10 protein-coding genes and 1 pseudogene are annotated in these 13,339 nt (G+C 34.9%); 3 read left to right on the top strand and 8 right to left on the bottom strand.

The window, feature by feature from the left end; genetic code table 11:
- The first annotated feature begins 203 nt into the window (after nt 1-203).
- The 3 genes from HMPREF2580_RS01375 (at nt 204) to copZ (ending at nt 3,362) form a co-directional block, all read left to right on the top strand.
- Nucleotides 204-410 (top strand): hypothetical protein, encoded by a 207-nt coding sequence (locus tag HMPREF2580_RS01375; protein WP_002444354.1) that lies wholly within the window; start codon nt 204-206, stop codon nt 408-410.
- A gap of 268 nt (nt 411-678) precedes the next feature.
- A complete protein-coding gene (locus HMPREF2580_RS01370) occupies nt 679-3,066 on the top strand; it encodes a heavy metal translocating P-type ATPase (protein ID WP_070830137.1) in 2,388 nt (795 codons plus the stop codon).
- A gap of 89 nt (nt 3,067-3,155) precedes the next feature.
- The gene (copZ, locus tag HMPREF2580_RS01365) at nt 3,156-3,362 is read left to right on the top strand and encodes a copper chaperone CopZ (RefSeq protein WP_070830136.1); all 207 of its coding nucleotides are present in this window, start codon (nt 3,156-3,158) and stop codon (nt 3,360-3,362) included.
- 77 nt (nt 3,363-3,439) lie between these two features.
- On the opposite strand, the gene HMPREF2580_RS01360 is transcribed toward copZ, so the two are convergent.
- From HMPREF2580_RS01360 to HMPREF2580_RS01325, 8 genes and pseudogenes are all read right to left on the bottom strand, one after another.
- Nucleotides 3,440-4,600 (bottom strand): aminotransferase class I/II-fold pyridoxal phosphate-dependent enzyme, encoded by a 1,161-nt coding sequence (locus tag HMPREF2580_RS01360; RefSeq protein WP_070830135.1) that lies wholly within the window; start codon nt 4,598-4,600, stop codon nt 3,440-3,442.
- Between the two features lie 230 nt (nt 4,601-4,830).
- Nucleotides 4,831-6,336: pseudogene (locus tag HMPREF2580_RS01355) on the bottom strand (phytoene desaturase family protein).
- Nucleotides 6,337-6,348: 12 nt separating this feature from the next.
- Entirely contained in the window at nt 6,349-7,212 is an 864-nt protein-coding gene (locus HMPREF2580_RS01350; RefSeq protein ID WP_002444370.1) for a phytoene/squalene synthase family protein, read from the bottom strand.
- 37 nt (nt 7,213-7,249) lie between these two features.
- A complete protein-coding gene (locus tag HMPREF2580_RS01345) occupies nt 7,250-8,371 on the bottom strand; it encodes a glycosyltransferase family 2 protein (protein ID WP_070830134.1) in 1,122 nt (373 codons plus the stop codon).
- 6 nt (nt 8,372-8,377) lie between these two features.
- Nucleotides 8,378-9,868 (bottom strand): phytoene desaturase family protein, encoded by a 1,491-nt coding sequence (locus tag HMPREF2580_RS01340; RefSeq protein WP_070830133.1) that lies wholly within the window; start codon nt 9,866-9,868, stop codon nt 8,378-8,380.
- On the bottom strand, nt 9,868-10,356 hold the full coding sequence (locus HMPREF2580_RS01335) for a glycosyl-4,4'-diaponeurosporenoate acyltransferase CrtO family protein (protein ID WP_070830374.1): 489 nt from the start codon (nt 10,354-10,356) through the stop codon (nt 9,868-9,870). Before HMPREF2580_RS01335 ends, HMPREF2580_RS01340 begins: the two co-directional genes overlap by 1 nt.
- Before the next feature lie 193 nt (nt 10,357-10,549).
- Complete coding sequence (locus tag HMPREF2580_RS01330) at nt 10,550-11,254, bottom strand: aggregation-promoting factor C-terminal-like domain-containing protein (protein WP_002444378.1); 705 nt, start codon at nt 11,252-11,254, stop codon at nt 10,550-10,552.
- A 448-nt stretch (nt 11,255-11,702) separates the two neighbouring features.
- Entirely contained in the window at nt 11,703-13,109 is a 1,407-nt protein-coding gene (locus HMPREF2580_RS01325; RefSeq protein ID WP_070830132.1) for a phosphate--AMP phosphotransferase, read from the bottom strand.
- Nucleotides 13,110-13,339 lie beyond the last annotated feature (230 nt).

Here is a 13,339-nt window from a genome sequence, read left to right as displayed (position 1 = left end):
TTGAGGAAAAATATGATTTAAAATAAGAAATAATTGAAGGCTTTGGTTTATAATAGCCTTCGTCTATTGCATAAGAACTACTAACTTCCTTTGGAAGAAGTAGTTCTAAAGTTTGATGTGATTTCAATACTATGGATGCATGTGTTTTCAAAAAAAGTCTTGTATAATCTATCTCAAGAAATAAACAAAGGAGCCATCCAAATATGAAGACACTATTAAAAGGCGTTATTTCAGTCCTTATTATCTTAGGAATCATTAAAACATTCCAAGACCACGATATCCTTAATGAAGCAGGCCATTACTACGAACAAGCTAAAAGTGGCGAAATTGTTCAAGATTTCTCTAACTTTAACTTCAATAACTTTAAAGATTTAGACTTAGAAAATTTAAAGCCATCTGACTTTTTCTAATACATTTAAATAACGTAACAACGATCCGAAATTGAAATCACAATCATTATATTTTCAATACTAATAAATAAACGTTCAACAATTTTCCATTTCACATACCTGATCTTTTGATTGTTCACTCAATTTCTTAAATATAAATGCTAAACACGTGCGTATTTCTTATCGATGACGTACGTGTTTTTTATTTTCAATATTATTGAACAAAGAGATTGACTTATATACCTATAGGGGGTACATTGAACTTGTGAAAAGAAACGGAGGCGTTCCTATGACACATAAAACAACCACACTAGATATTACTGGAATGACATGTGCGGCATGCTCCAACCGTATTGAGAAAAAACTTAATCGCCTTGACGATGTTTCAGCACAAGTTAACCTCACTACAGAAAAAGCAACGATCAAATATGACGCTGATCAATATGATTCCAAATCATTTATCTCAGAAATACAAAAGTTAGGCTATGATGTTAGAACAGAAAAGCAAGAATTAGACATCACAGGGATGACATGTGCCGCGTGTTCCAATCGTATAGAGAAAGTCCTCAATAAAACTGAAGGAATCCAACACGCTACAGTTAATTTAACGACGGAACAAGCATTAGTATCCTATTATCCTAATGCCATAAATACGGATCGAATCATTCAACGTATTCAAAAATTGGGTTACGACGCTGAACCGATAAACAATGACGATAATCAACAAATGTCTCGTAAAGAACAAGAACTCAAAGCAAAACGCACAAAATTAATTATTTCAGCTATCTTATCAGCACCGTTATTACTTATGATGTTTGTTCATTTACTTCCGCTTCATCTACCAGCAATCCTGATGAATCCGTGGTTTCAATTCATTCTGGCTACGCCTGTTCAATTTATTATAGGTTGGCAATTCTACGTGGGCGCTTATAAAAACTTACGTAATGGCTCAGCAAATATGGATGTATTAGTCGCTGTAGGAACAAGTGCTGCATATTTTTACAGTCTTTATGAAATGATTCAATGGATAACTCACCACGTAAATGAACCTCATTTATATTTTGAAACGAGCGCAATCTTAATTACTTTAATCTTATTTGGAAAGTATTTAGAAGCACGTGCTAAATCTCAAACAACGAATGCACTTGGCGAGTTATTAAATTTGCAAGCTAAAGAAGCGCGTATATTAAGAAACAATCAAGAAGTCATGGTACCACTTGGTGAAGTCATCGAGGGTGATACTTTAATCATTAAACCAGGCGAGAAAATTCCTGTTGATGGTGAAGTCATTAAGGGCAACACATCTATTGATGAATCTATGTTGACGGGTGAATCTATGCCAGTTGAAAAAGTCATTGGAGATACTGTTATTGGTTCAACATTAAATAAGAACGGGTCAGTGTATGTGAAAGCAACTAAAGTAGGTCGTGATACTGCTTTATCAAATATTATCAAAGTCGTTGAAGAAGCCCAAAGTTCTAAAGCGCCTATCCAAAGACTAGCGGACATCATTTCTGGCTATTTTGTACCTATTGTAGTGGGTATTGCCATAGTCACTTTTCTTGTGTGGATTGTATTCGTGCACACAGGTCAATTTGAACCTGCATTACTAGCTGCAATATCTGTTCTCGTCATAGCATGCCCATGTGCTTTAGGTCTAGCAACGCCTACATCTATTATGGTAGGTACCGGCCGCGCTGCTGAAAATGGTATTCTATTTAAAGGCGGCGAATTTGTAGAACGCACGCATCATATTGACACGATTGTATTAGATAAAACGGGCACAATTACTAATGGTAAACCTAAAGTTACAGACTACGCTGGTGATTTAGAGACACTTCAACTTTTAGCGAGTGCAGAGAAAGCATCTGAACATCCACTCGCTGAAGCCATTGTCACTTTTGCTGAAGATAAAGGGCTCTCCTTATTGGACAATGAATCATTCAATGCGAGACCCGGACATGGCATTGAAGCAATGATTAATGAAACACACGTATTAATTGGTAATCGCAAATTAATGCATGACTTTGATATCACGATTGATACAGACAATGAACAGAAACTTGCTCAACATGAACGACAAGGTCAAACTGCTATGATGATTGCGATTGAACAAGAACTTAAAGGCGTCATTGCTGTTGCTGATACTGTAAAAGATACTGCAAAACAAGCTGTATCCGAGTTACAAAACATGAATATTGAAGTTGTTATGCTTACAGGAGACAATAAACAAACCGCACAAGCGATTGCTCAAGAGGTTGGTATTGACCGAGTTATCGCGGAAGTGTTACCGGAACAAAAAGCAGAACAGGTGTCACTTTTACAAGAAGAAGGAAGAAACGTAGCAATGGTTGGTGATGGTGTCAATGACGCACCAGCCCTAGTAAAAGCTGATATAGGAATTGCGATTGGCACAGGTACAGAAGTAGCAATTGAAGCTGCAGATATCACTATACTTGGCGGAGATTTATTACTATTACCTAAAGCGATCAAAGCGAGTAAAGCGACGATTCGCAATATACGTCAAAATTTATTCTGGGCATTTGGTTATAATGTCGCAGGTATTCCAATTGCAGCCTTAGGCCTGCTCGCACCATGGATTGCTGGTGCTGCTATGGCATTAAGTTCAGTGAGTGTGGTTACAAATGCACTTCGTCTTAAAAATATGAAATTATAGGCTTTAAGTAAACTTTACTTTCAAAATTTGCAAGTGCGTTTTAATATAGTAATTAGAAACAAGCGGAAAATCAATAAGGAGTGGGACTTATGACAAAGGAAACGATTCAAGTAGAAGGAATAAGCTGTGAACATTGCAAAGATGCAGTGGAATCTTCTTTAGCTAAACTCAATGGCGTTCATACTGCAGAAGTAAATTTAAATGAAAAGCATGTTCGCGTTGAATACGACGATTCAAAAGTCAACGTTGCTCAAATGAAAGAAGCAATCGAAGACCAAGGTTATGACGCTAAATAAACTAAAATAATCAAGCATGGAGTGAAATGCGATATAATTATCGCTCACACTCCATGCTTTTTTAATTTGATTGACATTTACACGTCATACATATTTGCGAGTTGTGTTAATCTTTCTGCTGCTTCTTCTAGTTGTTTGTCATCTAATGCAAGAGAAATTCTGACATAATCATTCCCATTTTCACCAAACGGTATACCTGGTGCGACTAGAATAGATTTCTCTTGTAATAAATATTGTTCAAATTCTTCGCTATTATATCCAGGCGGCGTATGCAACCACGAGTAAATCCCACCTTTAGAATGAACGAATGGTAACTTCGCCTCTTTTAGTTTTGCTTCAAACATATCACGTCTTTTTCTAAACGTTTCATTTTGTTCTTCTAAAAAGTCGTCATAATGATTGAGTGCATATGTTGCAGCATCTTGCAGTGCTCCGAACATTCCTGCATTCGTGTGTGTTTGATACTTTTTCAAAGCTTGAATCATCTCTTTATTCCCTACTGCAAAACCTACTCTAAAACCTGACATATTATACCCTTTAGATAATGAAAAGATTTCTATCGCCACATCTTTACCATGTTTCGAGGCAAGAATGCTCGGATTTTTAGCATCAAATCCAAATGCACTATAGGCGAAATCGTGAACAATTTTAGTATCTGTATCTTTAAATTTTTCAATTGCTTCATCAAAGACTGATTGTGTGGCTGTAGAACCAGTAGGATTATTTGGATAGGTTAAATAAATTAATTTTGTTTCCTTTAAAGTTTGTGGGTCAATCTTATTCCAATCTGGTAAATAGTCAGGAGGTTCAAGTTCAAGTGGCACTGGTTTCGCATCGGCCAGCATGACACCTGCTAGATAATCAGTATAACCTGGATCGGGTAAAAGTACGGTTTCTCCAGGATTCACAATACATGTCGGCAATGCTACGAGCCCATTTTTAGTTCCATACAAGATACATACTTCATCATCTTTGTGCAACGTTACGCCATATTGTCGTTGATAGAAATTCACAATAGCTTCTTTAAATGGTTCTTTACCGTGAAATGCACCGTATTTTTGATTTTCAGGGATACGTAATGCTTCTGAAAAATGATTGATAATGCCTTTGGGCGTTTCACCATCAGGAATCCCTACTGCCATATTTATCAGTGGTAGAGGTCCATGTTCAACTTTACGCCCCATCGTTTTACCAAAATAACTATCAGGAATTGCTGCAAGTCTATCTGAAATAACCATCATAAGCCCCCTCGAATTCATCTACATCCTTATGTTATCTTCAATTTTATCAACAACCTTAATTATGTCAATATTTACAATATTCTGAACTGAATCAATTTAAAGTTGCCCACTCATTATATATACTGTTTCTCTTCATATTTTAAATTTAAATAAGAACCCACAAATGTGAGTTCCTCAAACATGTCAATGTAGTAAAATAAATGAGGCCGTAGATAAAGTCTTCCCCTTTAAACACCATTCTCAATATCTTTTAACATTTCATTCACTGTAATCTTAGCACTCGTAAGCACGATGGGTACACCAGCTCCTGGATGCGTGCTTGCTCCTGCAAAATATAAATCTTTGTAATCTCTTGAAACGTTCGGTGGTCTATAATAATTACTCTGTGCTAATGTAGGCATTAAACCAAACGCTGTACCAAATTTTGCGTTGTATTCCTTTTCAAAATCAATAGGCGTAAATATAGTTTCAGAAATAACGTGTGATCTCACGTCTTCTAGCGCATCAATCGTTTCTAATTGATGATAAATAATGTCTTTTACTTGTTCAATGATTGATCCATCTTTCCAATTAATCTGACCCGTCTTCAGTTCAGGTGTAGGCATTAGAATATACAATCCAGTCTTACCTTTCGGCGCTAAACTTGAATCTCCAACTGCTGGCACATAAACGTAAATCGATGGGTCTTCTGATATCCTACCGCCAAATATTTCATCAATGTTTTGTCGAAATCGCTTAGAAAAGACCACATTATGAAGCATGACTTCATCAGTAATATCTTTATCTATACCGATATACATCATAAATGCAGAACAAGAATAATCTAAACGTTCAATTTTACTAGGTTTATATTTTTTAACTGGAGAGTGAGACGGCATTAACTTCTCTGCAGCATAAGGAAAATCTGCAGTACACAGGACTTTATCAAATCGTTGCACTAAGCCATTGACTCTCACGCCATCCGCTTGTTTATACTTAGGATCAATGATGATTTCATCTATCTGAGCATTGAGCTGTATTTCAACGCCTAAATCTTTATTTAATTGAACTAAACCCTGCGTCATGCCATACATGCCACCCTTAATAAAGTGGACGCCAAACATCATTTCGACCATTGGAATAATCGAATATAATGAAGGGCCTCGTTTGGGATCGATGCCGATATATAGCATTTGGAATGCCAGTAATTTTTGAATACGTTCATTATCAATATAATTTTCTATTAAATTATCAGCATTATTTAACGTTTTTAATTTCAAACCTTGAATGATGGATTCCAAATTATAGAAATCTGAAGTCTTTCTGTATGTTTTCTCTAGAAAATGATAACGCGCAATTTCATAACGTTGATAAACATCCGTTAAAAATGACATAAAGCCATGCGTAGTACCAGGTTCAATACTTTCTAGCGTTTCTTGTAACTCTGCTAAATCTGTCGGTACGCGTACTTTATCATTTTTCCCAAAATATACATCATAGATATATGGCAACTGTTTCATTTCCACATAATCTTCAAAATTTTTACCGCATTCTTCAAATACTGCTCTTTATACTTCTGGAATCATCACAATAGATGGCCCCATATCAAACGTAAAACCATCTTTCGTGAATTGACTCATTCGCCCGCCTATACGATTATTCTTTTCAAAGATGGTTACACGATTTCCTTGAGAAGCAAGTCTAGCTGCCGCTGCTAAGCCAGTGACACCTGCACCTATCACAGCAATATTCATACCACATTCCACCTATAACTGATATTTATTTTTAATCTTTCTATATAATTTCGCTTTATTAAGCTTTGAAACGTAGACACGACGATGTAAAGTATAAGACGCTTTTCTTACTTCATCTAAAATAGCGCGATATATCACTGCTGCTAATTCTATAATGGGTTGGGCTTCTTTATTAAAAGTGTCAATATTCGACAACGCTATTTCATAATCATCTTCTGCGATTGCTGCAAAATATTCCCATAAATCAATATATTGATTTGAAATGCGATGGTTGAATTCATTTTCAATGGAGACATCAAAGCGCGCAAGACTACTTTCACTAAAGTAAATTCTGCCATTCTCAAAATCCTCACCTACATCACGTAAAATATTAGTAATTTGCAACGCTTCGCCTAATTTACGTGCGGTAGCATACGTCTCCTTATTCGGTGACTGAGCTAGTACAGGCGTTAGCACCTCACCCACTGTTCCTGCAACTCCATAGCAATAATTTAAAAGTGCTTCGTCCGTTTCAAACATTTCAAAGTTCTGATCTTCATAAACACTTTGAATCAGGTTATAAAATGATTGGTACTCAATCGTGTAGTGTTGTGAAACAACATATAGTGCTACCATAATAGATTGATTACTTTTAAATTCGTGATGGCTGATATCACTTGTGTTTTCAATATATGAAATATCTTCATGAATATCTTTTAGTATTTGAGGATTTTCATGCACATCAATACTGTCATCTATAATTCGACATACTGCATATATCACCCATACTGCTTGACGTTCTTGTTCAGGCAAGAAGTCAAAGGCATACGAAAAGCTTTTAGAATGTTCTTTCATAATTTGATGACAATATTTAAAATTTTCTTCATTCGTTGTCATGATTCTCCTCCTAATTGTTATGAGATTTGTTTACTTTTTAATTTATTTTAAATGAACGACCTTTCCATTCGACCTTTTTAGAAAAATGTGTATGTCGCCAAGAATTTGCGAAGATAAATATGAAAAAGATAAATAAAACCGGATGTAATATGAGCAATAACATTGAGAAAGCGCCTACTCTTCGATGTAATAGTACAAATTGGCACGTGTATAAAACATAGAATAGGAAAGACACAATTCTTGATGCAGGTTTGGCAAATACACTTATCAATAACGCTAGAGTGGACGTGATTGAACCCATTAACCACATAACAATAGCTAACATGATTTGCGGTTGTGTTTTATTTGCCCCTACTGAAAAATGTTTCGTCCACCCCTGTATAAGCGATTGAATACCCGCTTCATACATCCGAAATTTAACATCGTTTCCACCCTCGTAAATCGTTACAGGTAATTGTACACTTTCAAACTTTTCACCTAAAGCAAAACCTTCAATAATTGAATGCTGTGCATTTTTATGTCCATCCGTTTTAAAATAATCATCTCGATGCATTAATGTAACAGGACCAAAAGCAATATCGTTATTAGATTGACGAGCTAAACTTGAGAACTGGTTCACCCCGACAACCGTCATCAAATTAAAAATTGCTGATAAACTCTCATAAAACTTACCCGTTTCATGAAAAGGTTGAACACTGAGTAATCCATGGTTATGTTGTTTGCGATACGTATTTAATATCTTTTCAATCGCATGGGGATGACCAAACGTTACATCTGCATCTACAAACATTAATAGCTCTGATTGTGCATTTGTAGCACCTTGATAACAGGCATGGGATTTACCAAACCATTGTCTATCAAGATTCTGTTCTATTTCGTAAACTGTCGCACCAAACGTTTGTGCAATCTCTTTTGTGTTATCCTTAGAACCATCATCCATCACAATCACTTCATAAATACCTTGTTGCCCTTGCAATGATTGAAGCAAATGAGGTAGCCGACGTTCTTCATTTCTCGCGGGGATAATAATTGTTACTTCATTACTATGAATGATACGGTTTTGCGATGATAGTAATCGATGTCTTTGATTAAATATAAGTCGACCACATATGAGTGAAATCGTAGATAATATAGTAAGTATGAATTGTATCATTTTCAACTACGATCACTCCTTCTGAGCTTCAATTGCATTAATTTTATCAGCGACTTGAAGTGCACTTAATGTCACCATTGGCATTCCTCCACCAGGATTTACTGATCCTCCTACAAAGAAGAGATTATCGAAATAATTGCTATGCTTAGGGAATTTGAAGCCTTTGTTTTTCTTTTTATCAGCCACCACACCATAAATGGCACCTCTATGAGAATGATAGTGTTGGCGAATATCTTCTGGCGTCCAAATATCTTCATAAATCATATGCTTTCTTAAATCAGTGAGGCCCATTTTTTCTAATTTTATTAATACACGTGTTTTAAACGCTTCATAGTCTTCCTTTTTAAAGGGGTTATCTTGAATATATGGAATATGCGGTAATACTTTAATATTTTCAAACCCATCAGGTGCTTGTTGTAAATCAGTTTTGTTCGAATTCACAAGATAGATGGTAGGGTCTTGTGGCAATACTTTTTGATGAAAGACTTCATCATAATTTCGTTTAGAATCGTCGGAAAAGAAAAAGTTATGATGTGCCAATTGAGGGTATGATCGATTGACACCTAAATGCATCACATACCCTGAACTCGCTGGTTCATATGTCTTTTCAAGTTGATCGATCTTTTGTTGACTAAAATGAAGCAAATATTTGTATGTCGGAATGACTTCCATGTTCGAAATAATGTAATCAGCCTCAACGAGGTCACCATTAGCAAGACGTACACCAGTGACATTATGATGATACGTTTTAATATTGTTCACAGATGTTCCCGTATGAATCTCTACGCCTTCTTCAATCGCAAGTTGCTCTAATGCTTGAGCCAAGTGGTGTATGCCTCCTTTGACATACCATAATCCTTGTTCTTGTTGCATATGAAATAACATTGAAAGCACAGCTGGCGCATCATAAGATGATGAACCTACATATTTAATGAAATAACCCAATATTTCTCTTAATCTCGGATTTGAAATATATCGATGAATGGCCTGTTGCATCGTTGAAAAGTAATCAAAACCATGTAACGCTTTCAATGGTCCATGATATTTTAATATTTCAGGTAATGTATCAAGACCTTGATTAAAGTACCCCTTTTCCGTAAAACGATGAATACGTTCAGTGTATTTAAAATATCGATCAAGTTCTGCTTTATCCTTCTCATTCAATTGCACGTTGTTTAATACTGTAGCTTCATTATTTTCATATAGATCAATCGTTTCACCATTTGGAAAGAAATTTCTCCACTGCAATGGTAAACGTTCAATTTCGACATAATCTGACATCTTTTTATCACTGTAATTAAATAATTTCTCAAAGATATAAGGCATCGTTAATATCGACGGTCCTAAATCGAAACCAAACCCACTTTCATCTAAGCGATTGACTTTACCACCAATATGATTATTTTGTTCAAATAATTTCACGTTGAAACCACTTTGAGCCATTCGTATTGCAGCAGCTATACCACCTAATCCGCCACCTATAACAATAACTGACTTTGTCATCATTTCTTCCCTCGCTTTTCAACTAAACGAATGAATCGTTCAATTCTCGGTCGATTATATCTCTGAACAATAATGATAGGTACATGACTAAATACGACATACAACAAATTGATATATTTTATGTATTTAGGTGTCTTAATGAACACAATCAGAGGAACCATTGATAACCAATGAACCAATTCGGCTCTTCTCATTTCCAATAATAAATGACGTGTTTCTTCTATATTATTAGTTAAATAACTTTTATCATAAATCGCGTTATTGAGTTTTGTACCTTCAGGGATCAATTTTTTCCACTTACTTATTTGGAGTGTATCGCCCCAAATTTGACCACCTTTTTCCCATTGAAAAGGACGAAAAAAGTGCGCATTCTTATCAAAGAAGCGTAACGGTATGCGAGTCCCCAATTGTGCGATACTCATCTGTACTGAAAACCAGAAAACACTATGTAAAATCACTAATTGAGCTAACTTTTTAATGTTCTTCATCATTTCACAGCTTTCTTTAAAAGATACAGAAACCGATTGATAGTTATTCGTTTATATTCCCTTCGATATAAGGCATGAAACGCTTAAGTTACTTTATTCAACACAATTAAAAAATTGCATAAAAAAAGAGGATGACTGATGTCATCCTCTAACATTTATAACTCGATTGTGCTATCCAGTTATAAATTAAATCTTACCACCAACCGTGGCTAGCGCGGAAATCAATTGCATTTGATAATGAACCGTAACGACTGTTAGCGTAGTTAATCATACCTTTAGTTTGAGAAGCTACTGAACCAGTACCCCATGATTCCATAGTTTGACCTAAACCTCTGTAACCAGCTGGGTTTACTGCGTTAGGATTACCGCCTGATTCTGGCATTACGATAGCATTCCAAGCAGCTTCAGTACCACCAGCAGCTAAGAATTGAGCTTTAACTGATCCACCAGTTGAAGCTGAGCTTGAAGATGGTGCAGAGTATGAAGTAGTTGAAGTGCTGTAGTTATGGTGACTAGTAGTTGGCGCTGAAACAGCTTCAACATTAGTGTTACTTGATTGTGTATTAGAACTTACTGATTGGTTTGAACTTTCTTGGTTGTATGATTGAGTGTAGTCAGCTGATGAAGATTGAGAACCAGCTGCTTGGTAACTCCATGACCAGTTAGTACCATTAGAAGTGAAGTTGTATTCGAAACCATTGTTTACGAAATGAATATCGTATGCGCCAGCTTGAACTGGTTTAGCATTTAATTGATCAGGGTGGTTTTGAGCTAAATCAGCTAAGTGAGCTTGATCTACGTTTGTAGCTTCAGAAGCGTGTGCTTCGTGACCTGTTAATGCAAAACCTGCAACTCCTAAAGATAAAGCTAATGATGTAGAGATAACTGTCTTTTTCATAATATAAAATCCTCCAGATATGTTTTAAAATTAAAATTTGTAAATTATATTCTTAGTGTTTAAATTTCGTTGTGCGATATTGAAAATGTTTTTTGTTAACTTTTGACGGTATTCACTATACCATAAAAAATGCATTTGTATATTACACGTTCCTTACAAAAAATTACAATACATACTTAGTTTTGTAATCTTGAAATATTTATGTATCGCTTTGTAACATATAATTCCTTAATAATCGTTTAAAATTTCATCGATATTTGTGGTTTTACATCAGTTTTTTAATAGGTTTGACTCAACTATTAAGTTATCTGTAATATTACAGATTTCAACTTTGTTACACTACCGTAATAATTCTATAATCTAATTTTGCTCAATTCATCTAAAAAAAGATGACTTTCAAAAAGAAAATCCTTGAAAATCATCTTGATATTAAATCCATGATATCGTTTTACAGCACTTCTTCACATCTATTAATGATTGTTTGTAGTACTTTAATACGACTTGTCTTTTTATGATCTGCTGGTATAACGTGCCATGGCGCTTCATTCATATTTGTGTGCTTAATCATATCGTAACTCGCTTCTAAGTATAAATCCCATTTTTCTCTATTTCGCCAATCTTCATCTGTAATTTTCCATTGTTTATATGGATTCTTTTCTCTATCTTTAAATCGCTTTAACTGCTCTTTTTTATCTAAACATAAGAAAAACTTGATAATTAAAGCTCCTTCATCTGTCCACATTTGTTCAAACTGATTAATTTCCTTGTAAGCCCGTTTCCATTCTGTCTGTTCAGCAAATCCTTCAACTCGCTCAACAAGAACTCTTCCGTACCAACTACGATCAAATATTTCTACATGCCCTGATTTTGGCATTTCTTTTGCAAATCTCCATAAATAGTGATGATTCTTTTCAACATCAGTCGGTGCACTTATCCCATGAACTTGATATCCTGTTGGGTCGAGTTTCTCCCTTATACGTTTGATATTTCCACCTTTACCTGCTGCATCCATGCCCTCAAATACTAAAACTAATGGTATTTTACGTTCATATAATGCAAATTGGAGTTCTCTCATCCGCTTTTGTAATGTTTCAATTTGGTCTTTATATTCTTCTTTATGAATTTTAGGTACTTCTATATCGAATAATGATGTAGAAAAGTTTTTATTAAATTTCCCATCGATAACGCTTTCATGAGTTTGAAAGTTGTCTATGGCAGATTCTAATCTTTCTATTATATGTAGATACATATTTTCGATTGCTTGCTTTCTTTCAGTATAATCAATGACCTTCCAATCATCACTATCATTTATTATTTGTCGCATTTCACTTATGTAAATGTCTTGAGGTATAACTTTCTCATACTCTTGTACTTTCCATTTCATTAATGGATTTTCTTTTGTTTGTTCAATATGTTCTTGACGCTTTTCTTCATTGATTTCGATGAAAAATTTAATGATTTCGTAATTATCTTTTTTTAACATATTTTCAAAATCATCAATTTGTCTAATCAAAACATCGTAATTCGAATATTGATTCTGTTTAATTTGATTCTCTTTATAGTCGAGATAATGTGAATACCAACTTCTAAAATAAATATTGATATTACCTTTCTGTGGTAATGTATTCCAGTACTTTTGCAGAAATTGATATCTCAAATCATGAGCTTCTGGTGATTTAGTAGCTATAAAATCGGTATACTTAGCATCTAGGTTAAGTAATAATTCATTAGATAAGCGCGTCTTACCTGAAGCTGGCACACCTTCGAATAATATCATGAGAGGAATACCTAATTCGTGTGTCTTTCTGCTTAATTGTGCTACTTTTAATTGCAATGCTTCTATATTATATGACATCGTTTCACCCTTTATTGTTGATACATTCAAAAAGCAACTCTATCATTGTTAATTTTAGCACATAAAAAACTCTCCAATGCCTTAAACATTGAAGAGTAAAAACTGTAGACAACCATTTGCCAATCAAAAAGTCTTATTTAATTATATGAATACATACGAAAATGTGGTTGGATAAAATTTTATTCTTAATACAAATACGCAGTATTGATGGCGACACGCCTGCAGGAATA

It is taken from the genome of Staphylococcus sp. HMSC036D05 (assembly GCF_001836225.1).
GTDB lineage: Bacteria > Bacillota > Bacilli > Staphylococcales > Staphylococcaceae > Staphylococcus > Staphylococcus caprae.
Note: the sequence above shows the minus strand (reverse complement) of the source record. Positions and strands in the feature narration are given on the sequence as shown.

What these genes read in the sequence shown, in the direction of transcription:
- HMPREF2580_RS01340 (WP_070830133.1), bottom strand. Translation starts at nt 9,868, where the DNA reads ATGACAAAGTCAGTTATTGTTATAGGTGGCGGATTAGGTGGTATAGCT.
- HMPREF2580_RS01370 (WP_070830137.1), top strand. Translation starts at nt 679, where the DNA reads ATGACACATAAAACAACCACACTAGATATTACTGGAATGACATGTGCG.
- HMPREF2580_RS01375 (WP_002444354.1), top strand. Translation starts at nt 204, where the DNA reads ATGAAGACACTATTAAAAGGCGTTATTTCAGTCCTTATTATCTTAGGA.
- HMPREF2580_RS01350 (WP_002444370.1), bottom strand. Translation starts at nt 7,212, where the DNA reads ATGACAACGAATGAAGAAAATTTTAAATATTGTCATCAAATTATGAAA.
- HMPREF2580_RS01330 (WP_002444378.1), bottom strand. Translation starts at nt 11,254, where the DNA reads ATGAAAAAGACAGTTATCTCTACATCATTAGCTTTATCTTTAGGAGTT.
- copZ (WP_070830136.1), top strand. Translation starts at nt 3,156, where the DNA reads ATGACAAAGGAAACGATTCAAGTAGAAGGAATAAGCTGTGAACATTGC.
- HMPREF2580_RS01325 (WP_070830132.1), bottom strand. Translation starts at nt 13,109, where the DNA reads ATGTCATATAATATAGAAGCATTGCAATTAAAAGTAGCACAATTAAGC.
- HMPREF2580_RS01360 (WP_070830135.1), bottom strand. Translation starts at nt 4,600, where the DNA reads ATGGTTATTTCAGATAGACTTGCAGCAATTCCTGATAGTTATTTTGGT.
- HMPREF2580_RS01335 (WP_070830374.1), bottom strand. Translation starts at nt 10,356, where the DNA reads ATGAAGAACATTAAAAAGTTAGCTCAATTAGTGATTTTACATAGTGTT.